At 37.1% G+C, this 26002-nt stretch carries 14 protein-coding genes; 13 read left to right on the top strand and 1 reads right to left on the bottom strand.

Annotated features, from left to right (window positions below; all coding sequences use genetic code 11):
• Positions 1 to 105: 105 nt before the first annotated feature.
• The 11 genes from J7E44_RS04430 (at position 106) to J7E44_RS04380 (ending at position 20463) form a co-directional block, all read left to right on the top strand.
• Positions 106 to 2634 (top strand): glycosyl hydrolase 115 family protein, encoded by a 2529-nt coding sequence (locus tag J7E44_RS04430; RefSeq protein ID WP_214825972.1) that lies wholly within the window; start codon positions 106 to 108, stop codon positions 2632 to 2634.
• A 143-nt stretch (positions 2635 to 2777) separates the two neighbouring features.
• A complete protein-coding gene (locus tag J7E44_RS04425; protein ID WP_214825970.1) occupies positions 2778 to 5519 on the top strand; it encodes a T9SS type A sorting domain-containing protein in 2742 nt (913 codons plus the stop codon).
• Between the two features lie 205 nt (positions 5520 to 5724).
• Complete coding sequence (locus tag J7E44_RS04420) at positions 5725 to 8352, top strand: glycoside hydrolase family 3 C-terminal domain-containing protein (protein ID WP_214825969.1); 2628 nt, start codon at positions 5725 to 5727, stop codon at positions 8350 to 8352.
• A 234-nt stretch (positions 8353 to 8586) separates the two neighbouring features.
• Positions 8587 to 10554, top strand: coding sequence for an alpha-L-arabinofuranosidase family protein (locus J7E44_RS04415; RefSeq protein WP_214825968.1), 1968 nt, complete (start codon positions 8587 to 8589; stop codon positions 10552 to 10554).
• Positions 10555 to 10690: 136 nt separating this feature from the next.
• Positions 10691 to 12391 carry a ribulokinase gene (locus J7E44_RS04410; protein ID WP_214825967.1) on the top strand — a complete coding sequence of 567 codons (1701 nt, stop codon included), beginning with the start codon at positions 10691 to 10693 and terminating at the stop codon, positions 12389 to 12391.
• Between the two features lie 178 nt (positions 12392 to 12569).
• Positions 12570 to 13268, top strand: coding sequence for an L-ribulose-5-phosphate 4-epimerase (locus J7E44_RS04405; protein WP_214825966.1), 699 nt, complete (start codon positions 12570 to 12572; stop codon positions 13266 to 13268).
• Positions 13269 to 13409: 141 nt separating this feature from the next.
• Positions 13410 to 14906, top strand: a complete 1497-nt coding sequence (gene araA / locus J7E44_RS04400) for an L-arabinose isomerase (protein ID WP_214825965.1) — start codon at positions 13410 to 13412, stop codon at positions 14904 to 14906.
• A 20-nt stretch (positions 14907 to 14926) separates the two neighbouring features.
• Positions 14927 to 16087 carry an aldose epimerase family protein gene (locus J7E44_RS04395; RefSeq protein WP_214825964.1) on the top strand — a complete coding sequence of 387 codons (1161 nt, stop codon included), beginning with the start codon at positions 14927 to 14929 and terminating at the stop codon, positions 16085 to 16087.
• A 3-nt stretch (positions 16088 to 16090) separates the two neighbouring features.
• Complete coding sequence (locus J7E44_RS04390; protein ID WP_214825963.1) at positions 16091 to 17818, top strand: sodium:solute symporter family transporter; 1728 nt, start codon at positions 16091 to 16093, stop codon at positions 17816 to 17818.
• A 90-nt stretch (positions 17819 to 17908) separates the two neighbouring features.
• Positions 17909 to 18550 (top strand): 3'-5' exonuclease, encoded by a 642-nt coding sequence (locus tag J7E44_RS04385; RefSeq protein ID WP_214825961.1) that lies wholly within the window; start codon positions 17909 to 17911, stop codon positions 18548 to 18550.
• A 2-nt stretch (positions 18551 to 18552) separates the two neighbouring features.
• A complete protein-coding gene (locus J7E44_RS04380) occupies positions 18553 to 20463 on the top strand; it encodes a DUF294 nucleotidyltransferase-like domain-containing protein (protein WP_214825959.1) in 1911 nt (636 codons plus the stop codon).
• Between the two features lie 2 nt (positions 20464 to 20465).
• Here J7E44_RS04380 and J7E44_RS04375 read toward each other — a convergent pair whose 3' ends face one another.
• Positions 20466 to 21152 (bottom strand): NUDIX hydrolase, encoded by a 687-nt coding sequence (locus tag J7E44_RS04375; protein WP_214825957.1) that lies wholly within the window; start codon positions 21150 to 21152, stop codon positions 20466 to 20468.
• A 509-nt stretch (positions 21153 to 21661) separates the two neighbouring features.
• On the opposite strand from J7E44_RS04375, the gene J7E44_RS04370 reads away from it, so the two are divergent.
• Together J7E44_RS04370 and J7E44_RS04365 are read left to right on the top strand one after the other, a co-directional pair.
• A complete protein-coding gene (locus J7E44_RS04370) occupies positions 21662 to 24037 on the top strand; it encodes a glycoside hydrolase family 127 protein (RefSeq protein ID WP_214825955.1) in 2376 nt (791 codons plus the stop codon).
• A 37-nt stretch (positions 24038 to 24074) separates the two neighbouring features.
• A complete protein-coding gene (locus J7E44_RS04365; protein ID WP_214825953.1) occupies positions 24075 to 25982 on the top strand; it encodes a sialate O-acetylesterase in 1908 nt (635 codons plus the stop codon).
• Positions 25983 to 26002 lie beyond the last annotated feature (20 nt).

Raw genomic sequence — 26002 nt, 5'->3', positions numbered from 1 at the left:
TTAAAAAAAAATAAGAAATAGAGAGGCACTTCGGCTGCGTAAGATTCGCAACTGATCGAATTAAATTTAAACCTATAAAGTTCAATAAGATAAAAGATAGAGATTATGAACAGATTACCAATACTATTTCTCTTTGTACTATTGTTTGGTGCTTGTTGTCATCTACAGGCAACCGAACGTTTTATCACAACAGAAAAAACCAATGATGCCATTCTTCTGAAAGATAAATCAGTCAGAATCTCATTATATGCAAAGGCTCAGATGGATGCAGGAATTATGAGGGCGGTAAAAAACCTGCAAACAGATTTTCAGAAAGTAACAGGTGAACAGCCCAATATACTGAATCAGATTTCCGGGGTCAATTCTCCTTTAATTATCATCGGAACCATCGGAACAAAATCGGTGATCGATGACTTAATTAAACAAAAAAAGATCGACGGGAAATCATTAACCGGAAAAACAGAAAAATATATTATCCAAAATATCAGCAATCCATTTCCGGGAGTTTCGGAAGCCATTGTGATTGCAGGAAGCGATAAAAGAGGAACCATTTATGGCATTTACGAAGTGTCGAAGCAGATTGGCGTTTCGCCATGGAATTACTGGGCTGATGTTCCGGTTGAAAAGAAAGAAAATTTATATTTCAAAAAAGGAATATACACCGATGGAGAACCTGGCGTAAAATACCGTGGAATTTTTCTGAATGATGAAGAACCTTCGCTTGGCAGTTGGGCACGAGCAACTTTTGGCGGGATTAATTCAAAATTTTATGAAAAAGTTTTTGAACTGATCCTTCGTCTGAAAGGCAATTACCTTTGGCCTGCCATGTGGGGAAAAGCATTTTACGACGATGACACTTTGAGCGGACCTTTAGCTAATGAAATGGGAATTGTAATGGGAACTTCGCATCATGAACCGATGGCTCAGGCACAGACTGATTGGCACCGATATATCAAAAGAAATAATTTGCCTAATGTGTGGGATTATTCTAAAAACGCCAAAGTATTACAGGAATTCTGGAAAGCGGGAATCATGAGAAGTGAAAACTGGGAAAAACTCGTTACTGTTGGAATGCGCGGCGATGGTGATGAAGCAATGGGAGAGGGAACGAATATTTCTTTACTGGAAAGTATAGTAGAGGACCAGCGCAAAATCATTGCTAATGTCACTGGAAAAAAAGCTGACAAAACACCTCAGGTTTGGGCTTTGTATAAAGAAGTTCAGGATTACTATGATAAAGGAATGAGAGTTCCGGATGATGTTATTCTACTGTTTTGTGACGATAACTGGGGCAATGTGAGAAAGCTTCCGGACCTTTCGAAGCCTTTGCATAAAGGGGGTTACGGAATGTATTATCATTTCGATTATGTAGGCGGACCGAGAAATTCTAAGTGGATCAATATCAGTCCGATTCAACGGGTTTGGGAGCAGATGAATCTTTCGTACGAACATAAAGTAGATAAAGTTTGGGTGGTCAACGTGGGTGACTTAAAACCAATGGAATTTCCGATCAGCTTTTTCCTGGAAATGGCGTGGAATCCGAAACAATTTAATTCTAAAAACCTTTTGGAATATACCGAAAAATGGGCTGCACAGCAGTTTGGAGAAAAACATTCAAAGGAAATTGCCAGGATGATTAACCTGTATGCAAAATACAATCGCAGAGTAACTCCGGAAACGCTTGACAGTAAAACATTCAGTCTTGAGAATTATGATGAATTTGAAATGGTATTGAATGACTACAGAGCGTTGGCATTAGATGCATTACGTTTGAAAGACCAGATTCCGGCAGAATATCAGGATGCCTATTATCAGTTGGTTCTATACCCGATCGACGCGTGCAGCAATTTATATGAAATGTATTACGCTGTTGCCAAAAACAAGGAACTGGCAGCTAAAAAAGATATTCAGGCCAACTTCTATGCTGATAAAGTGAAAGATTGTTTTGAAAGAAATGCTTATCTCGACAATAAATATAACAATGAGATTTCCGGAGGAAAATGGACGCATATGATGGATCAAATGAAGATAGGATATAAAGCCTGGTTTGACGGAAAAATAAATATAATGCCTGAAGTGACTTATGTTTCCCAGGCAAACGTACTGAAAGAAAAAGTATTTGCAGAAAGAAGCGGGTATGTTTCTATTGAAGCGGAAAACTTTGCGAGGATGAATAATTCAGACAGGATTCATTGGGAAGTGATCCCTGATTTCGGCAAAACAAAATCAGGAATTACGACTTTTCCACAAAACGCCTATCCTCAATCCGATGAAAATATTTATCTGGAATATGATATTAATTTTGAATCCAAAGGAGAATTTGAAGTTCAGCTTTTGTTGGCACCAACTTTAAATTTTAATCATAATAAAGGATTGCGTTATGAGATTTCATTTGATGGAGAAAAACCCGAGACCGTTAATTTTAATGGACATTACCGTGGAGAATTGGGGAAATGGCAGTCGGAACAAATCATTAAATCAGTGACGAAACATCAGATTTTGCAACCAGGCAAACATACGTTGAGATTTAGGGTTCTGGAGCCGGGAATTGTTTTAGAGAAAATACTTATTGATACAGGAAGTCTTAAACCAAGTTACCTGGGAGCTTCTCAAAGTGATTATTCAGAAAAATAAATGAAGAGCGTAATTGTTGAAAATTGATGATGGTGAATTTTATGAAGGGATAATTTTCAGAGAGAAGCTGAAATAACGACTTAACAATCATCATAATCTATTCATTAGACACATTTAACACCACAATTTAACAACTTATTACTATGAAAAAAATCTTCAAATTAATACTTGTAATGATTACAGGTATTGCAATTTCAGTACAGCTGAATGCACAAAATGTGCAGGCAAAAGTAAAAATTGATAAGAATATTGCTTATCAGAAAATTACAGGTTTCGGCGGTTTTGTTTGTAGTCCACAGTTTGGGTACAATCATATGACTACCACAGAGATCCAAAAACTCTGGGGTGCAGGGAGTGAAGGAGGGTATAATATAATGCGCCTTTATATTCCCGAGCAAAGCAGCAATTGGAGCACTGCTCTTGCAACGGCCCAGCTTGCTAAATCAATGGGTCTTACCATTTTTGCCAGTCCATGGACAATGCCGGCAGCATGGAAAACCAATAACCATGTCAATGCTGTTTATACTGATCCAAACGGTGTCCAGCAAATAGGCTATCTGAAACCTGAAAATTATCAGGATTATGCTTTGTATCTCAACAATTTTGTAACTTATATGCAAAATAATGGGGTAACATTAGATTACATATCTATACAAAATGAGCCCGATGAAATGGCACAGTATCAAGGGTGTATCTGGACTCCGACACAAATAGCCACCTTTGTTAAAAATTACGGACATCTCATCAATTGCAAGGTAATAGCACCCGAAAGTGTTGGTTTTACAGATAATTTTGCCAATGCATTTTTGGATCCTGCGGTGATGGCTAACTTTGAGGTGTACGGAGGTCATCAATATGGCTCAATGCAGTCTGTGTACAAGCAGTTTCAAAATTATAACAAAGAAATATGGCAGACAGAATATCTGATCAATTGGAACTCATCAAGTAGTTCAGCTCCACGAGATTTTGCCTGGAATACGGATGGTTTCACTTTTGCAAGAAGTGTTAATAATGCATTGCTTGGAAATGTAAATGCATGGATTCATTATAGCTCTAAAAGGTACTATGGTCTTATGGGAGACGGCTCATACGGAACAGTTTCCGGGGACATGACCAAAAGAGGATATATTCTATCTCAATATGCTAAAAATACAACGGGAAAAACAAGGATAGATGCAAAATGGGAAACCTCCGGTGGAACATTGGAAGGATCTTCTTATATCTCGCTGGACGGAAACCAGATCACCCTTGTTGTTATCAATTCTTCTTCCAGCACGTATGATCTTAAAGTTGATCTGCCATTCTTTACTACTTCAGGGACACAGACAACCACATCACAATCCTTGAATATGGCCTCATCACCTTTCTCTTTCAATACGGCGAGCTTCCGTCCGACGGTTCAGGTGAGCCCTTCTAGTGTAATGACTTTTGTTTTTAATAAAAGCGGTGACAGACCAATATCTTTAATGACGGGCGGTGATGTTCATTATAATAAAATTGAAACTCAGATTCCAACCAATTCAGCGTTTGGTATTAATTACCAGCTTAGCGGAAAGACAGTTACCTTCTATAATTCCACCCCATTGATAAGCTCAAATACAGATGCTACCAGTGGATATTTAAATCTTGATGACCGTTACAACAAGTTAGTTTTTAATATACTGAATTATACCACAACCAATTTGCCGACTTCTTCCAATACGACGCTGTATTATGTAGATGCTAATGGGACAGTAAGATCTTATAATTACGGCAGTATAGCATTTCCTGCTCCGGGCTCCGGAAGTTTCGATCTGGTATTTGATATATCAAGAACGGTTCTTCCGTATGGCTGCAAGGGAATTATTGGGCTTCGAAGCGGAAATTACAGCTCAATTCTCACCCTCACTCTTGGTGATGTTTATTTCAATGTTGGTAATGAAAGAGCTTCAAAATTTGCAGCAGCTTACTCGCTTACAGACAGCAATCTTACGGATGCTCTGGAAAATGAATATTATACATCCATTGATTTCATAGATGTTACAGGAAACACATCGGCAGATACTTGGAACAGTGGTTCTTCCAATCGTAACAGTATTTTTTATATTAACGGAAGTGTCAGTAACAATAATATAAATGTAATTTCAGGCAATTCCTGTCAGAATCTGACTCTTTCGGATTTGGGTAAAGATTTTCAGGTGCCTTTTGGCTTTACAGCAAGTTCTGCAAAATATACTAGAACTTTCAATGGATATGGGATCGTACTTTTACCTTTTCAGGCAGCCATTCCATCGGGAGTTACAGCATATATGATGCAGCCAGGTTTCGGAAGTGTTGTTTGCACGCAGATTTCCAATGGTATCATTCCTGCCAATGTTCCTGTATTAATCAATGCTACAGGAAGCAAAACATTCACAGGATCAGGTGCTGTATCTACACCAAAAGCAATTACGATCAATCAGATAAATGGTGTTTATCAGTCTGTAAAAGTAGCTGCGGGAGGATATGTACTGAAAACAGAAAGCGGGGTTACAGGATTTTATAAAGTAACAGCTGGTAATGAACCAACAGTCGGTTCGTTTCAGGGATATCTTACTGAAAACAATGTGTACACAAATAACCTTCTCCCTTTGAGCTTTGCTACACTTAAAGTAAGCAGTGTAGTAGAAGCGAAAAATGATATTATTTTGTATCCAAATCCCGCTAGAAATGAAATTTTTGTTGATTGGAAGTCATCTGATGCCGTATATTCAATTAGTGATGCAAGAGGAGGTACAGTTTCTTATCATACAAAACTTAGCCGTGGTAAAAACAGAATTGATATTTCAAAACTTCCTTCAGGTGTATATTTTATTGAAATTTCCGGTTTAGAGGAAAGCATCAAAACTAAATTTATAAAACAATAATTTCATTCATATTTAATGAGAATATGCTTTCTCACAAAGTTACCGGTTTATTCCGGTGACTTTTTTTCTTTATCATTTATAATTAAGTGTAATATATACATTTATTCAAAATAGAATCTTATATTTGTCTTTATCGCATTGTAAAACCATATTTAAAGGTAATATTTAGCACGTTTTAATGAAAAATTGCTTTAAAATCAATCATATGAATAAAATTTTATCAACCATATCAGTCATAGTTTGTGTGTTTAGTTCTGCTCAGAATTATAAATATCCGTTTCGAAATCCAAGTCTGCCGGTTGAGCAAAGGATTGAAAACCTTCTGGGATTGTTAACAGTGGATGAAAAAATCGGAATGATGATGGATAATTCCAAAGCCGTTCCCAGATTGGAAATCCCGGCTTATGGTTGGTGGAATGAGGCACTTCATGGGGTAGCTAGAGCTGGAACCGCTACCGTTTTCCCTCAGGCGATCGGATTGGCAGCAACCTGGGATGTTCCGGAACACCTCAAAACTTTTGAAATGATTTCTGACGAAGCCCGTGCCAAATACAATAAATCTTTTGATGAGGCGAGCAAAACCGGGCGTTACGAAGGTCTTACCTTTTGGACTCCGAACATTAATATTTTCAGAGATCCGCGATGGGGAAGAGGTCAGGAGACGTACGGAGAAGATCCTTATTTAACCTCTGTTTTAGGTGTTGCTGCTGTAAAAGGTTTGCAGGGAAATGATCCTAAATATTTTAAAACCCATGCCTGTGCCAAGCATTTTGCGGTTCACAGCGGTCCGGAATGGAACAGACATTCCTACAATGCCGAAATCTCGAAAAGAGATCTTTATGAAACCTATCTGCCGGCTTTCAAAGCGTTGGTTCTGGAAGGAAATGTAAGAGAAGTGATGTGTGCGTATAATGCATTCGACGGTCAGCCTTGTTGCGCGAATAATACTTTGCTTAATGAAATTCTTCGCGGCAAATGGAAATATGATGGTATGGTGGTTTCGGATTGTTGGGCTTTGGCAGATTTTTATCAGGAAAAATACCATGGAACACACCCCGATGAAAAAACAAGCGCTGCAGATGCATTAAAACATTCAACAGATCTGGAATGCGGGGATACTTATAATAATCTTAATAAATCTCTGACAAGTGGATTAATTAAAGAAAAAGATCTTGACGTTTCTATGCGAAGAATTCTGAAAGGATGGTTTGAGTTGGGAATGCTGGATCCTAAATCTTCCGTTCACTGGAACAATATTCCTTATTCTACTATAGATTCTAAAGAACACAGAGAGCAGGCATTGAAAATGGCTCAAAAGTCTATTGTACTGATGAAAAATGAAGGAAATGTCCTTCCTTTAAATAAAAATATTAAAAGAATTGCCATTGTAGGTCCCAATGCTGATGACGGAATTATGCAGCTTGGAAACTACAACGGAACGCCTTCTTCAACGGTTACGATTTTAAGTGGAATTAAAGCTAAATTTCCTAATGCTGAAATCATCTATGAAAAAGGAAGCGAAGTAGCAGATCCATCGTCCAGAACATCTCTTTACCAGAATTTTGTAAGCCAGAAGAATGGTGAAAAGGGAATGAAGGTAGAGTTTTTTAATAATAATGAATGGAAAGAAAAGCCGGTCAATACTTCGACTAATAAAACAGGAATTACCTACAACAGTTTTGGCGGAACCCAGCTTGCTCCGGGAGTTGCCAGAGAAAATACTTCGGCAATAATATCCGGTGTTTTTAAAAGCACTTATTCCGGTGAGGTGATATTTTCTGCTTCAACATCAGATATTTATACACTTGTGATCGATGGAAAAGAAATTGCAACAAGAAAAGGTCCCGATGCAAGGCATCCTTCGGAATTTCCGGTGAAAATGGAGAAAGGAAAAGAATATCAGGTTGAGCTTCGGCACAGCCAGAAAGGGAAATATGTTAGTATTGGTTTTGAAGTGTACCGAAAAGATCCGGTGAATTTTAATTCAGTAAAAGAAAAAGTAAAAGAGGCTGATGTAATTGTTTTTGTCGGCGGACTTTCTCCAAGCCTTGAAGGGGAAGAAATGATGGTTAATGCAGAAGGTTTTAAAGGAGGTGATAAAACTTCAATAGAGCTTCCGAAAGTTCAGCGTCAATTGCTGGCTGAGCTTAGAAAAACAGGAAAACCTGTTGTGTTCGTTCTGTGTACGGGAAGTGCGCTTGGTTTGCAACAGGACGAAAAGAATTATGATGCTCTAGTGAATGCTTGGTATGGTGGACAATCCAGCGGAACAGCAGTGGCAGATGTTCTTGCTGGAGACTATAATCCTTCCGGAAAATTACCTATTACTTTTTACAGGAATCTTGAGCAATTGGATAATGCACTTTCAACAACAAGCAAGCATCAGGGTTTTGAGAATTATGATATGAAGGGAAGAACGTATCGTTATATGACCGAAGATCCTTTATACTCATTCGGTCATGGTTTAAGCTACTCAAAATTTATTTATGGGAATGCTGAATTGAGCAAAAAAAATATCAATTCAAATGAAAATGTTACGATAACAATTCCAGTTACCAATACTTCAGAAAGAGACGGCGAAGAAGTGGTGCAGGTGTATGTGAAAAGAAATAACGATGTTTTGGCACCCATAAAAACTTTAAGAGCTTTTGAAAAAGTTTTGATTAAAGCAAAAGAAACAAAAAATATTCAGCTAAAGATCTCTGAAGAGTCTTTTAAATTTTACGATGAAAAAGCAGATGATTTAATTTTAAAATCAGGAGACTATACTGTTTTGTATGGCGGAACTTCAAAAAATTCAGAACTAAAAAGTCTTGAGTTGAAAGTCCAATAAATTTTTTTAAAAAATATGATTATCCACAATTTGAAGTAATTGAAAAGTCTTAATGAATTTTGCTGAGCAGGCCATTTTTTGTCTGTGATTTTATAAAATATAAAGGAATCAGCGAATTTCATTTGCAAGTTTAAAAGCGATTGTCATTTGAGAATGATTTGTGCTAAAAAGCATTATTTCTAAAAATGGGCATTCAAAAAAAAATAAAATCGAATCAATTTCAAAATTATAAGAATGAGAAATAAAATTTTCACACTTCTTCTCTCAGGTTTCGTTGCATGTTCATCGGCACAGGCAACAAAATTTACTTTAGACCTGGATGGTAGTCCTACCAACATCAAAATTCAGCCGACAATGTATGGGATTTTCTTTGAGGATATCAATTTTGCAGCCGATGGCGGAATGTATGCTGAGCTTATCAAGAACCGAAGCTTTGAGTTTGATGAGCCATTAATGGGCTGGAAACAGCAAAATACACAAACCCTTTCTCATAATCTGGATTCTGGTTTTTTGACGATTTATTCTGAGCATTCCAAAACCAATAAAAACTATGCAAGAATTACCGTTTACAATGATAAAAAGTACCTATTGGAAAATGAAGGTTTTCGGGGAATAGGACTTCTTAAAGATGCTAAATATGATTTCAGCTTTGATCTGGAAAATGTATCTGGAAATATTTCTGCGGTTAATGCAAGCCTGATTGAGGAAAATGGAGAAGTGATTTCCAATGTTCCAATAATTATCAAAGGAGAAGGTTGGCAAAAATATTCGGCTGTTTTTTCTGCTCCTGGGACAGTTGAAAAAGCAAAACTGCAAATCACTTTTACAGGAAACGGTGTTGTGAATGTGGATATGATTTCTCTTTTCCCGCAAGATACCTGGAAAGGACGAAAAGGTGGCTTAAGAAAAGATTTGGTTCAGAAATTATACGATTTACAGCCCGGGTTTTTACGTTTTCCAGGGGGTTGTATTGTGGAAGGCAGAACACTTGCCGAAAGATATCAATGGAAAAAAACATTGGGAAATATAGCCGACAGAGAATATCTCATCAATAAATGGAGCTCGGGGTTTGCACACCGTCTTACACCCGATTATTACCAGTCATTTGGATTAGGTTTTTATGAATATTTTCAGCTTTCGGAAGATTTGGGAGCCGAGCCTTTGCCGATTCTCAGCTGTGGAATGGCATGTCAGTTCAATACAGGGGAACTGGTTCATTTGGAAGAGTTAAATCCCTTCGTTCAGGATGCTTTGGATTTGATTGAATTTGCTAATGGAGATGTCATTACTAAGTGGGGTAAAATTCGTTCAGAAATGGGACATCCCAAAGCTTTTAATATGAAATATATCGGTGTTGGAAACGAACAGTGGGGGGAAGATTACATTGAACGTTACCAGATTTTTGAAAAAGCCATTCACGCGAAATATCCTGACATGAAAATTATTTCAGGAAGTGGACCATCGCCAGACGGAGAATTTTTCGATTATGGTTGGAAAGAGCTTAAGAAACTCAATGCCCAGATTGTAGATGAGCATTATTACAATTCTGCAAAATGGTTTCAGGAAAATGCAGCGAGATATGATAAATACGATAGAAACGGGCCTAAAGTTTTTGCTGGTGAATATGCCGTTCAGTCGGTGAAAACAGTAAGTCCGGACAATAGAAACAACTGGGAATCGGCACTCTCGGAAGCAGCTTTTATGACTGGTCTGGAAAGAAATGCAGATGTCGTAACGATGACTTCTTATGCGCCGTTATTTGCTCATGCCGATGGCTGGCAATGGACTCCGGATCTGATATGGTTTAATAATCTTCAGTCATATGCAACACCCAATTATTATGTTCAAAAATTGTTTTCAAATAATAAGGGAACTGATTTGCTAACAATTTCTTATAATAAAAATTCGGTTAGCGGCCAGGACAAGCTCTATGCAACGGCCGTAAAAGACAGCAAAAATAATCAGGTGATCATAAAAATTGTAAACACAGACCATAAGAACAGGTCAATAGAAATCAATCCTAAAAATATAAAATTAGGGCAAAAATTAGTAAAAACGATCCTAACAGCTCCAGCACTTTCTGCTGAAAATAATTTTAAAATGGAAAATATACAACCAGTTGAGGAGAATATTGTCATTAAAAATGGGAAATTTTCAGTGGATATTCCTGCCAGTTCTTTGCTTATTTTAAAGACAAAATAAGTCTAAAATACATTCAATAAAGGAAAAAATAAAATTAAGTGTATTTTATACATTTATTTAAAATAGAATCTTATATTTGTTTTATTCTCCGATTAAGGAAAATGTAAATATTTATTAAAACTTAATTCATTATAAAATGAAGAAATATGTTATCGGACTGGATTATGGTACGGATTCGGTACGTGCAGTGCTGATTGATACAGAAAACGGGGCAGAACTGTCTGCCTCTGTCAGCTACTACCAACGATGGAAGCAGGGAAAATTCTGTAAACCGGAAGAGAACCAGTTTCGTCAACATCCTTTGGATCATATTGAGGGTTTACAACAAACCATTTCTGATGTGGTAAAAGAAAGTGGAGTAGCACCAGAATCAATTGTCAGCATTTGTATCGATACCACAGGTTCATCACCGCTTCCTGTAAACAAAGACGGAATAGCATTGTCTTTAACACCTGGATTTGAAGAAAATCCCAATGCAATGATGGTTTTATGGAAAGACCATACTTCTATTGATGAGGCTGAAGAAATAAACCATTTGGCAAGAAACTGGGGCGGTGAAGATTATACCAAATTTGAGGGTGGAATCTATTCCTCCGAATGGTTTTGGGCGAAAATTTTTCACATCAACAGACAGGATGAGAAAGTGAGAAATTCTGCTTACAGCTGGATGGAACACTGCGATTATATTACTTTTCTGCTTTCCGATCATCAGGATTTGGCAACATTCAAAAGAAGTCGCTGCGCAGCGGGTCACAAAGCAATGTGGCACGAATCGTGGAGTGGACTGCCGTCAAAAGAGTTTCTCAATCAGTTAGATCCGTCTCTGGCTGAACTTCGTGACAGGTTATATGAAAAAACATATACTTCAGACGAAGTTGCAGGAAATCTAGATCAGGAATGGGCGGAAAAATTAGGCTTGACTACCAATACGGTCATTACAGTGGGAACTTTCGATGCCCATTCGGGAGCAGTTGGTGCAAAAGTAGAAGAAAACACACTGATCCGTATTATGGGAACCTCTACATGTGATATTATGGTAGCATCCAAAGAAATTATTCAGGAGAAAACCGTTAAAGGAATCTGTGGACAGGTCAACGGTTCCGTTATTCCGGGCTTGATTGGTCTTGAAGCCGGTCAATCTGCATTTGGTGATGTATTGGCATGGTACAAAGACATTCTGACTTGGCCTGTTCACAACATTCTGATGAATTCCAATGTGATCGATAACAATCAGAAAGAACTTTTAAAAGAAGAAATAGAAAATAATCTCATTCGTAACCTTACCTTGGAAGCTGAAAAAATTCCTCTTTCCGAAGCCTTCCCTATTGCGCTGGACTGGATTAACGGACGAAGAACGCCGGATGCCAATCAGGAACTCAAAGCTGCTATCAATAATCTTTCACTCGGTACAAAAGCACCACATATTTTCAAAGCATTGGTTAATTCCATTTGTTTTGGTTCGAAAAAAATAGTAGATCGTTTTGAAGAAGAAGGGGTAAGAATCGAAAAAGTAATCGGAATTGGTGGTGTTGCCAGAAAATCCCCGTTTATAATGCAGACATTGGCAAACGTTCTTAATATGCCCATCGTCATAGCTGCATCTGACCAGGCTCCAGCTTTGGGAGCAGCGATTTATGCAGCGGTTTCAGCAGGGATTTACCCAAATGTTAAGGAAGCAAGCCGGAAAATGGGTTCGGATTTCGAAGTAGAATATTTTCCTCAGGCAGATCAGGTGGAAAATTATGCAGAATTAATGAATCAGTATCAGGTTCTCGCCGACTTTACTGAAAACAGTATAAAACTTAAGAATAAGAAATCCAGATCATTGACCAACTAAAAACAATTCAGATTTTTTTTAAACAGCCATATCCGTCTTCCACACCCAATCTTTTTGCCAGCATAAAAAAGATTTCTGCTCAAGCCTGTCTGTGTGCATTCATTGTTAAAGTAAATCAATAAGAATGGCTTAAATCATCTGTAATTTTTGAAATATTTAATTATTTAATAAAAATAAAATGAGCATCTATAAAGAACTTCAAAGAGAATGTTACGAAGCCAATATGCAATTGGATGCCTTGAAGCTTGTTGTTTATACATTCGGAAATGTAAGCGCGGTTGACCGTGAAAAAGGAATTTTTGCTATTAAACCAAGCGGTGTTCCTTATGAGATTCTAAAGCCTGAAGATATGGTGATTTTAGATTACGATGTCAATGTCGTAGAAGGAAAATTAAGGCCGTCATCCGATACCAAAACCCATGCTTACCTTTACAAAAATTGGGGAAATATTGGCGGGATTTCACACACGCATGCCATTTATTCGGTAGCCTGGGCACAGGCACAACTGGATATTCCGATTTTCGGAACCACACACGCAGACCATTTAACAACGGATATTCCCTGTGCGCCACCAATGCGTGACGATTTAATCGAAGGAAATTACGAATACAATACAGGAATCCAGATTCTTGATTGCTTCAAAGAAAAAAAACTGTCTTACGAAGAAGTTGAAATGGTTCTTATCGGAAACCACGGACCATTCACTTGGGGTAAAAATGCTGATAAAGCCGTTTACAACAGTAAAGTTCTGGAAACTATTGCAGAAATGGCCTATCGCACAAGACAGATCAACCCCGGTGCACCACGCCTGAAAGACTCACTTATCAAAAAACATTACGAACGCAAACACGGCAAAAATTCCTATTACGGACAATAATTAAAAATTAAAATTAAAAATATCATTTTGAATGAAACTCACTGTAGTGAAGAATCTCATTTAAATATAACAAATAGAGATTCCTTATTCTTCGGAATGACAAACTATAAATACAGAAAACTATAAACTATCAATTAATATATGTTAACACCTCTCAATACCAAAGAAATCTGGTTCATCACCGGAAGCCAGCATTTATATGGGCCTGAAACGTTGGCTCAGGTTGCGGAACACTCGCGGAAAATTGTTGAAGCTTTTAATCAGTCTTCATTAATTCCTGTAAAAGTTATTATTAAGCCAACCGTAAAATCAACAGAAGAAATTTTTGAAACATTAACAACAGCTAATTATGCAGAAAGCTGCATAGGAATTGTAACCTGGATGCACACGTTTTCACCTGCAAAAATGTGGATTCGCGGACTGACGGCTTTGCGAAAACCAATGTTGCATTTGCATACACAGTTCAATCAAGATATCCCTTGGTCTACAATGGATATGGATTTTATGAATCTGAATCAGGCTGCTCACGGGGATCGTGAATTTGGTTTTATGGTAAGCCGTCTTCGGAAAAACAGAAAAATAGTTGTCGGACACTGGGCTGAGGAAAGAGTACAGAAACAAATCGGAGACTGGAGTCGTGTTGCAGCAGGCTGGGAAGATTGGCAGGGAGCGAAATTTGCCCGTTTTGGAGACAACATGAGATATGTTGCCGTTACAGAAGGTGATAAAGTGGAAGCAGAAACAAAATTCGGATTTTCAGTTAACACTTGGGGAATCGGAGATTTAGTGAGCATTGTCAATTCTATTGGTGAAGGTGAGGTAAAAACTTTAATGGAAGAATATGAAGCTTCCTACAAAATGGCAGATTCTTTACTTTCGGGAGGAAGCAATAGAAAATCACTTGAAGCTGCGGCAAGAATAGAACTGGGCTTAGAAAAATTCCTCAAAGAAGGAGATTTTAAAGGTTTTTCAGACACTTTTGAAGATCTCCACGGTCTGGAGCAGCTTCCCGGGATTGCTGTTCAAAGGTTAATGGAAAAAGGTTACGGTTTTGCGGGAGAAGGTGACTGGAAAACAGCAGCATTAGTCCGTGCAATGAAAACAATGGGACAGGGTTTGGAAGGCGGAAATGCCTTTATGGAAGATTATACTTATCATCTTAATCCTGTAAATCCTTCGGTTTTAGGTTCTCATATGCTGGAAGTCGATCCTGTTTTGGCGGTTGGCAAGCCATCTTGTGAAATTCATCCGTTGGGAATTGGAGGTAAGGCAGATCCGGTTCGTCTGGTTTTTAGCTCAAGAGGAAATATTGATTCTTTGAATGCTGCCTTAATGGATTTCGGAAATCATTTCAGACTGTTAATCAACAAAACAAAATCGTTGGAAATTACCGAAGAATTACCACAACTTCCTGTGGCGAGAGTCCTTTGGAAGCCACTACCTGATTTGTACACGGCAGCAGAAGCATGGATTCTGGCCGGAGGAGCACATCATACGTGCTATAGTGAAAACATCAGTGCAGAACAGTTGGAAGATTTTGCTGAAATTGCAGGAATTGAATCCCTGGTAATTGATGAAGACACAAAGATTCGTGATTTTAAGAACAATCTTCGTTGGAATGAAATTTATTATCGCTAAAATTGCAAATTCCTAAGACAATGAGAAAAACAACTATCAATCTGATTATTATTATTGCAGTTTTATGTATTTTCGGCTGCAATAAAAAAGAAAACGATCAAAAGACACAATCCCAACACATGGATAATATAAAGGTTTCAAACTACGGAGTGACGGCAAAAGGCGATTCCATTAAAAAATATACCCTAACTAATAAAAACGGGATGAAGGTGGAAGTCATCAATTTTGGAGGAATTATTACTTCACTCACGGCCCCCGACAGAAACGGGAAATATGAAGACGTCGTTTTAGGATTCACAAAACCTGAAGGGTATTTCAATGGAAATCCTTATTATTTCGGAGCTTTAATTGGTCGTTATGGGAATAGAATAGCCAATGCAAAATTCACTTTGGAAGGCAAAACTTACGAGATTGATAAAAATGATAAACCAAACAGTCTTCACGGTGGAAAAGAAGGTTTCTATACCAAATTCTGGAATATTGAACCTGTAAAAGATGCGAATTTTCCGACTCTTAAGTTAACTTACACCAGTGCAGATGGCGAAGAAGGTTACCCTGGAAAACTTTTTACAACGGTCTTATATACTTTGACAGATGACAATTCTTTGGAAATTTCCTATGAAGCAACGACAGATAAATCAACAGTTATTAATCTTACACAACATTCATATTTCAATCTTTCAGGGAATTTCACAAAAGCGGTTACCGACCACGAACTACAAATTAATGCGGATAAATTTTTACCTGTAAATGAAACATTGATACCAACGGGTGAACAGAAAGAAGTAAAAGGAAGTCCTTTTGATTTCACCGTTTCAAAACCAATCGGAAAAGATATCAATTCAGATGATGACCAGCTAAAAAAAGGAAAAGGTTATGACCACAACTGGATTTTGAACGGTAACGGAATGAGAAGCATTGCCAAAGTGTACCATCCTGGATCAGGAAGAATAATGGAAGTTCTTACAGACGAACCGGGTGTTCAGTTTTATTCCGGAAATTTTCTTGATGGAAAGTTTGATACTAAAACAGGAGGGAAAAACGAATTCCGAACAGGCTTTTGTTTAGAAACCCAACATTTTCCGGATTCTCCAAATCAATCTTCTTTCCCTTCAACAGAGCTTAAGCCGGGACAAAAATATCAGACTAAAACGATTTATAAATTCTCAGTTAAAAAATAGATTATGGGAAACTTAGCAACGATTGATATCATCATATTTCTTGTTTATTTTGTGGTGGTAGCCGGTTACGGAATTTGGATTTATAATAAGAAGAAGTCCGCTGCCACAGGTAGTAAGGATTATTTTTTGGCAGAAGGCTCACTCACCTGGTGGGCCATTGGTGCCAGTTTGATTGCATCCAATATTTCGGCTGAACAGTTTATCGGGATGAGTGGTGAAGGTTTTTTTGTGGGGATTGCTGTTGCAGCTTATGAATGGATTGCAGCAATTGCATTGATAATCATCGCCGTCTGGTTCATTCCTATTTATCTTAAAAATAAGATTTATACAATGCCTCAATTTCTGGAGACCCGTTATAACAAGTCGGTTTCGTTGATAATGGCTGTATTCTGGCTGTTTTTATATGTAATTGTAAACCTTACCTCGATTTTATATTTAGGAGCCCTGGCTATAGATACCTTACTTGGAGGAGGGCATTTGCATATTATTATGATCGGGTTGCTGTTGATGGCCTTACTTATCGGTTTAGGTGGAATGAAGGTAATAGGTTATACTGATGTAATTCAGGTGGCAGTTCTTATCATCGGAGGTTTTGCAACGGTTTACATGGCTCTTCAGATTGTTGACCAGAGAATTAACGGAGCTGATGTAGGAAATGCTTTTGCAGGATTTCAAACTTTGATGAATGAAGCACCGCAACACTTTAAGTTAATGCTTGACAAACCAACGACTACAACGACCACCTTGGCAATGCCGGAAAATCTGAATGTGCAGAAATATGTGGTTCTACCGGGCTTGGCAATGTATTTTGCAGGGCAGTGGATCGTAAACCTGAATTATTGGGGATGCAACCAGTACATCACACAACGCGCTTTGGGAGCTGATTTAAAAACAGCAAGGACCGGAATTCTGTTCGCAGGATTCTTGAAGTTATTTATGCCGATTATCGTAATGCTTCCAGGAATTGCAGCGTATGTTTTATACACAAAAGGACATTTACCTGGTTTCAACGGGGTAAAAGACGGAGCGTATTCGGCGATTTTAGGATTTTTACCTTCGGGATTGAAAGGACTTGCAGTTGCAGCACTTACCGCAGCAATCGTAGCATCTTTGGCAGGAAAAGTAAACAGTATTTCGACGATTTTCACTTTAGATATTTATAAAAAATACCTGAAAGCAGATGCTACTGAAATCCAGATGGTAAGAACGGGGCGTTGGGCAATAATTATTGCAATGGCTGTTGCTTTAGCCTTTACGTGGACTGATGTTTTGGGAATCGGAGGAGAAGGTGGTTTTACATTCATCCAGAAATATACCGGATTTATCAGTCCCGGAGTTTTTGCAATGTTCCTTTTGGGAATGTTCTGGAAAAGAACGACAGGAATAGCAGCTTTAGTCGGAGTTATTCTGGGATTCTTACTGGCTATTTTCTTCAACAGTTTTGCAGTAGATATTTTCGGGAAAGAAACTTGGCTATACACTGCTTTTACCTATGAAAAATTAGAAAATGGCGTAGTTCATACGATTACAGAAATTCCGTTTTTGATTAATATGGGCTGGTCATTCTTTATCACGGTTGCTGTTATGGTGATAATAAGTTTGGCTGGTCCGAAAGTAAATCCAAAAGCTTTCGCAATAGATGCAACCATGTTTAAAGTAGATTCCAGAACATTGGTTATGATTGTAGTAACAGTTCTTTTACTGACCGCACTTTATGTGAGATTTTGGTAATTTTAAAAAATATTTGGAAATAGGATGCCATTCTTGGCATCCTATCTTTGTTAAAAAAATACTAATGATTTTGTAATTTTAAATAAAGTTTTGAAAAAATATCTCCTTTTTATCGATACCGAAACAACAGGAATCCCGAAACGTTGGAATCTGCCTTATTCTGAAACGGACAACTGGCCTTCAGCAGTTCAGGTTTCATGGATTTTGTATGATGAAAACAGTAAAGAAATTAAAAGAGAGAATTTTTATATTAATGAAGATTTTGAAATCAGTTTACCGTCATTCAAAGTTCACAAAATTTCCAGAGAATTTTTAAGCAACAATGGAAAAGCACGAAAGTTTGTTCTACAGAAGCTTTTAAAAGATATTCAGCAATATCATCCGTTAATTACAGGACATTTTACAGAATTTGATATTCATACGCTAAGCTGTGATTTTTACAGAGCGGGTTTGGAAAATCCTTTTCCTCAAAGTCATTTTTACTGCACGATGCTAAAAAGCAAAGACTATATTTTAAATCCTCAAGTTTATTATTTTCGTTTGCCACAGCTTTACGATTTCCTTTTTAATGAAAAAATGGAAGACTCTCATGATGCTGTGATTGATGCTGAAATGACGGCAAAATGTTTTTTTGAAATTCGTTCTCGCGGAGAGATTTCTGAAAATGAACTTCAGAAAATCCATCACGAAATAGAATGTAAATTAAAATTTTTAACAGATAAAATGGAATAATCATGACAGAAGAAAAAATTATTTCACTATTAAAAATAACAGAGCCCTTTCTCCTTTTGCCCGAAACGGTTCTTGCTGAAATCTCCGAAACACTTATTAAAACCGAGTTTTCTAAAGACACGCTGGCTTATCGTCAGGAAGTGACCGAGATGGCGGGTGTAGATATTATTTCATCAGGAGAATACGAAACTTTCTTTTTCGATGCTACTGAAAATAAAAGATGTGTTACTAAACACCATTCTCCTTACTGTTTCGGCGGAATTTCGGTGGTTCTGAACAGAGTCCGTGCGCTGAAATCTGCCATTGCCAAAAAAGGAACTGTGGTTTATACTTTACCCAGAAAAGAATTTTATGAATTGTGTAATGCGTACGAAGATTTTTTTCATTATTTTACTTCAGATTTTGGTATAAAAATGCTGGATGAGGAGTTTTCACACTTTGTAAAAACACCCGCAACCTTCGAAGAAAGTTATTTTGCAGCCGATCAGCTGTATTCCCGGAAAATTGAAGGCATTGCTTATAAAAGTATTGTTTCGTGTGAGGAAAATACACCTGTTTTTGAAGCTGCCAGACTGATGGCCGCCAATAAGGTAAGCTGTATCTTTATCAAAAATTCGGAAAACAGAGAGATTATTGGTTATGCTACCGATATTACCTTAAGGGATCGTGTCATCGCCCGTTGTCTGGATTCAAGAACAGCTACTTTAGAGGTAATGGATAATCCGATTGTAAGTATTTCCAGTGATGCCTATTTATATGAAGCGATTCTGATGATGTTCCAAACCAAATCAAGGTATCTTTTAGTGAAAGATAAAGAAGAATATGTCGGTTTTTTAAGCAGAAACAGGTTGCTGAGCGAGCAAGCACAAAGTCCTTTGGTGTTTATCCAGTCAGTAAAGCAGGCAGAAAACATCGAAGAGCTCCTCAAAAAATGGAAACAGGTTCCGGATATGATCAATCAGCTTTTGGGAAGAGGAGTACACGGCGAAATTGCCAGCCAGGTCATTACCACGATTGCCGATACGATAACAGGAAAGGTAATAGAGAAAGTGATAAAAGAAATTGGAAATCCACCTGCGAAATTTGCTTTTATTGTTACGGGAAGTGAAGGACGAAAAGAGCAGACCCTAAGCACAGATCAGGATAACGGAATCATCTATGAAGACAAAGGGAATGAGCAGAGAGAAATTGTAAGAGAATATTTTTTAGAATTTGCCAAACGTGTTTCAGATGATCTTAACACCATTGGTTTTGTATACTGTAAAGGCGGTTTTATGGCAAGTAATCCAAAATGGACCCATTCTCTTTCCCATTGGAAAAGAGATTATGCAAGATGGATAGATGAATCTATACCAAAAAATGCAATGAAATTTTCTACATTTTTTGATTTCCGTTTTATTTATGGTGAGGAAAATATTGTATGGGAGCTTAAAACTTTTATCAAGGAAAAACTTGTTTCACCCAACCAGCTGTTTTTTGCACACATTGCAAAAAATGCGCTTCAATATGAGCCTCCTTTGACTTTTTTCAAAAAAATAAAGACTCAAACGATTGGTAAATCAGAAGTTTTCGATATTAAAACGGCAATGTCTCCAATTGTAGATCTGGTTCGTGTATATGCATTGAAAAATCATCTGGAATTAGAAAATACTGGCGAAAGAATGAAGAGACTTACTGAAATTGGAATTTTCACACAACAGCAGTATAACGAAATTCATCAATCTTACTATTATCTGATGGCTCTGCGACTTAAAAATCAGGCTAATGAGATAAATATTGATAAGAGGCACCCTGACAATTATGTGGATATTAGTAAATTAACCAGAATAGAACGGGTGACATTGATTGAAATTTTCAAAACTATTGGCAATTTTCAGTCAGGTATCAAGATGAAATTTATTGGAAGTTTATAAACTTAGATCTTAAACATAAATCCTTCTGATAATTTTTTATTGTATTTATCTTCATCGAATCTATAAAGGAAAGATCCTTTTTTAGAAGAGTTCATATCTTTTTCATTGGTATTGACCAGAATATCCATAGCATTTATCTTGTTCGTGAAATTCCTTTTGTCGTATTTTTCATCAAAAATAGCTTCATAAAGATTCTGGATATCTTTCATTGTAAATTTTTTTGCCAGCAATTCAAAACCGATCGGTTTAGTAGTGGCTCTTCTTCTTAATCTTAAAACCGCATCTTTTACCATTTCGTTATGATCAAAAATGAGTTCTGGGCAGTTTTTGAGGTCAAACCATTTGGAACTATACTTTTCATTGATATGAATGTCATTGTCAATGTTAATAAGTGCATAATATGAAATGGATATAATTCTAGCATTTGGTTCACGATCAATTTTTGTATAAGCATTTAACTGCTCTAAATAAATGTTTTCCAGACCTGTCAAAGTATGTAGAACCCGGTTTGCTGCTTGATCAGAACTTTCATCAGAACCTATAAAACCTCCCATCAGAGACCATTCTCCTTTTTTTGGTTTGAAATTTCTTTTAACGAGAAGAATTTTTAGATTTTCTCCATCAAAACCAAAGATGATACAGTCAACTGCAACAAAATGCTGTGGATAATGTAAGTAATCTTTTAACATCAATATTATTTTCTACAAAGTTAATGTTTTTAGCGTGCTTTTTGTCGATCAAGTTGATTAAATGTTATTTTAACACTTTATTTTTGTTTTTTCTAATATCACACAGAAAATGCATAGGATAACTTATTTTGGGGATTTAATATTCAAGATTTATTACTTTTTTCCCTAAAATTCATATCGTGGTTCATAAAATAAAAGTTAAAATTATGTTAAAATATAAAATACAACTTAATTAATTAGTTTTTCTTTGATTTACTAAAATTACGATAAGTATTCAAATCGTTAATAAAACCTTAATATAAACTTGTTGTAATTATTTTGGAAACAGTGTTTTAAATATACGGTCTGTGTAGGTGATTAGTTGGGTATTCTTATTTTTTATGATAAGCTATTGTTTTTTTTACATTTTTTGAATTTTGATAAGACCTCTGTTTTTTTGTTCTCTGCAAAATTCTTTTATATCTGGATTCTTTCTGCTATTTTTATAAATGTTGAAATTACATTTAATAATGAACAGACGGGTTTTGATACTTTTTTTAGGATTTGCTTCATTTGCTTTTGGGCAGACAGAGAAGAAAATCAATTATTTTCCGCTAAATAGAGTTCATTTATCTGATAGTGATTTTCGAAAAGCAATGCAAACGGATAAAAAATATATCCTATCGATGAATGCAGACAGGCTTTTGGCACCGTACCTAAAAGAAGCAGGATTGAAATTTAAAAAAGAAAATTATCCCAATTGGGAAAATACAGGACTGGATGGTCATATCGGTGGTCATTACATTTCCGCTCTGGCTCTCATGTACGCTTCAACAGATGATCGAGAAGTCAAGCAGCGTTTGGATTATATGATCGATGAACTGGAACGGTGTCAGGATTTTTCAGGAAACGGTTATCTTTCGGGAGTTCCGAATGGTAAAAAAATCTGGAAGGAGATTGCCGGGGGGAACATCCGGGCTGCAACTTTTGGTCTGAACGACCGTTGGGTTCCACTGTATAATATCCACAAAACATATTCAGGTTTGCGGGATGCTTATTGGTATGCTGATAGTGAGAAAGCAAAAAAGATACTGATAAAACTCACAGATTGGATGGTTGATGAAGTTTCCGGACTTTCCGATGCGCAGATTCAGGAGATGCTTCGTAGTGAACATGGCGGTTTGAATGAAGTATTTGCTGATGTTTACGACATCACAAAAAATCCGAAATATCTCAAACTTGCCCATCGCTTTTCACATCTTGCAATTTTAAACCCCTTATTGAATGATGAAGATAAACTAACTGGAATTCATGCTAATACACAGATTCCGAAAGTGATTGGTTTTAAACGTATTGCGGATTTAGAAAATAATAAAGAATGGAGCAATGCTGCCGATTTTTTCTGGACGAACGTTACGCAAAAACGTTCGGTAATTATCGGAGGAAACAGTGTGAGTGAGCATTTTAATCCAATTAATGATTTCGGTGGAATGATTAAAAGTGTCGAAGGTCCCGAAACCTGTAATACCTATAATATGCTGAAACTCTCCAGAGAATTATATGCAACGAATCCAAAATCATCTTATATAGATTATTACGAAAGAGCTTTATACAACCATATTCTTTCCACTCAAAATCCTGAAAAAGGTGGTTTTGTTTATTTCACACCAATGCGTCCAGGTCATTACAGGGTTTATTCTCAGCCTGAAACCAGCTTTTGGTGTTGCGTAGGCTCAGGAATGGAGAATCAGGCCAAGTATGGAGAAATGATTTATGCTTATTCAGATGAAGATCTGTATGTAAACCTTTTTATCCCTTCCATTTTAAAATGGTCTGAAAAGAAAGTGGTTCTTAGGCAGGAAAATAACTTCCCGGAATCAGCATCTACAAAACTGATTTTTGACGTCGCTTCAAAATCAAATATAAATTTGAAATTAAGAGCACCGCAATGGTCGGATGCTTCTCAGATTACCATTTCAGTAAATGGTAAAAATATTAATGTTGCTGTTGATGCTGAAGGTTACTTTAATATCAAAAGAGAATGGAAGAAAAGTGATGTTATAGAAATGAAAATGCCGATGCATCTTTCTGCAGAACAACTTCCCGATAATTTGGACTATTTTGCGTTTAAATATGGCCCGATTGTTTTAGCTGCCAAATATGGAAAAGAAAATCAGGATGGACTCTTGGCCGATGACAGCAGAGGCGGACACATCGCGCACGGTCCGCAGATTCCTTTAAATGAAATTCCTACCATTTTGGGAAGCTCAGCCTCGGTTTTAAGTCATTTGGAAAATGTTAATGGAAAAGATCTCACCTTCAGATTAAAAGGTTTGTATCCTCCGAATAAATTCGGTAATGGACTAGAACTGGTTCCGTTTTATAAAATTCAGGAAGAACGTTACATCATTTACTTTCCGCAGGCGGATCAGGATAAAATTGTAATGATTCAGAAACAGAAAGCCGAAGAAGAAGAGGACCTCAAAAAACTGAACAGCATTACAGCAGATAAAATCCAGTTGGGTGAACAGCAGCCAGAATCAGACCATTTCATCGACAGCAAAGACTCCAATACCGGTTATATCGAAGACCGCCATTTCCGCGAGGCTAAAGGTTGGTTCAGTTACCAGATGAGAAATAAGAATAAAAATGCAAAATATGTTTATGTTCTTTATTTCGATGTCAATAACAACCGAATGTTGAATGTGGAAATTAATGGAGTAAAAGTGATTTCTAAAGATTTCGATGGAACATTAGGCAGCTCTCCACAATCATTATTAATTCCGATTCCTGAATCTGAAAATCGTAAGGAAGTTCTTACGATAAAATTTAAATCAGGTGAAAAATCACTTACCCCGAAGATCATTGAAGTAAGAGTACTTAATCAAATGCCAGATAAAAACTAACAGTCTTGACAAGGCTTACAAAATATTTCAATCCGATATGAACAATAAACTCAATAAAATTTTAAGCTTGCTTCTCTGCCTATTCTGCATTTTCATTGAAGCAAAAATAACACTTCCTGCATTGGTCTCAGATGGAATGGTTTTGCAGAGAAATCAAAAACTAAATATCTGGGGAAAAGCAGATGCCGGAGAAAAAATTGAAATTAAATTCTTCAATAAGAAATACAGCACAACTTCCGACCAAACGGGGAACTGGAAAATCACGCTTCCTGAGCAGAAAGCAGGGGGGCCTTATGTTATGACCATTAATGAAGTAACATTGAGAAATATTCTCATCGGTGATGTTTGGCTGGCTTCCGGACAGTCGAATATGGAACTGCCAATGCGCAGGCTGATACCTCTTTATGCGAATGAAATTAAAAATGCAAATAACCAGAATATCAGATTTTTCACTGTTCCTCAAAAATATAATTTCAAGTCACCTCAAACTGAGCTTGACGGCGGCAAATGGGAAGTAACAAATCCACAGACGATTCTTAATTTTTCTGGAGTTGCCTATTTTTTTGCAAAGCAGTTGAGTGAAAAAAATAAAATTGCCATTGGTATTATTCACTCGAGTCTGGGTGGGGCACCAATCCAGTCGTGGATGGATGAAAATTCTCTGAAAAAATATCCTGAATATCTGGATGAAGCAAAAAAATGGCAAAATGATGAGTTAATTAAGTCTACAGAATCTACAGAACAGGCATTAAGTAAAGCATGGTATACAGAGCTTAGCCAGAGTGATATCGGATTGAATCAGCACTGGGAAAGTTTCGGCCTGGATGATTCCAGCTGGAAGACGATGCGAATTCCGGGTTCGTGGGAAGATAAAGAAGGGCCTTTCGAAGGTTCAGTTTGGTTTAGAAAAGAATTTAACTTAACTAAAAGTCAGGCAGGAAAAACAGCATTTTTAAATTTAGGAAGAATAAAAGATGCCGATGTGACGTACATTAATGGCGTAAAAGTAGGAAATGTAACCTACGAATATCCGCCTCGCTGGTACGATATTCCGGCAGGCATTTTGAAAGAAGGCAAAAATATCATTGCCACAAGGATTACGAATGGAAGCGGAAAAGGAGAGTTTATCGCCGACAAACCTTATTATATCGAAATCGATGGAAATAAAATAGATTTAAAAACAGAATGGAAATATAAGGTTGGTGCCAAGATGGAAAAAATGGCTCCCGGACAAACTTTTATTCGTTGGAAACCAGTAGGATTGTACAACGCAATGATTAATCCACTAATCAATTATAATATAAAAGGAGTAATTTGGTATCAAGGGGAAGGTAATACCGGAGAACCAAAAGAATACGGAGATCTACTGACTACGATGATTCTGGATTGGCGAAACAAATGGAATCATAAGGATATGCCGTTTTTTACCGTACAGCTGGCCAATTTTATGGACCCGAAAACTCAGCCTGTGGAAAGCAATTGGGCAGAGTTGAGAGACCAACAGCGTCGGGTTTCGTTGAAAGTTCCAAATACAGGACTTGCCGTAATTATTGATTTAGGAGAATGGAATGATATTCATCCTTTAAATAAAAAATCAGTTGGCGAAAGATTAGCTTTACAGGCATTTAAAGTGGCTTATAGAAAAAATATCATCGCAGATGGACCAGTGTATCAATCAATGAAGGTACAAGAAAATAGAATTATTCTTACTTTTAAATCTGGAACGGATAATTTTGAGCCTGTTTCTGAATTGAAAGGTTTTGCTATCAAAAGTAAGGATGGAAAATATGAGTGGGCGAAGGCGAAAATCGAAGGTAACAGAATCACTGTCTGGAATGACATTGTAAAAGAACCATTTGCTGTCCGCTATGACTGGGCAGATAATCCCGATGGAAACCTTAGAAATAAATCCGGACTTCCCGCTTCACCGTTTACTACGGAATAATCAATTATTACTTATCAATT

The sequence above is a fragment of the Chryseobacterium sp. ISL-6 genome (assembly GCF_018613715.1).
Lineage (GTDB): Bacteria > Bacteroidota > Bacteroidia > Flavobacteriales > Weeksellaceae > Chryseobacterium > Chryseobacterium paludis.
Note: the sequence above shows the minus strand (reverse complement) of the source record. Positions and strands in the feature narration are given on the sequence as shown.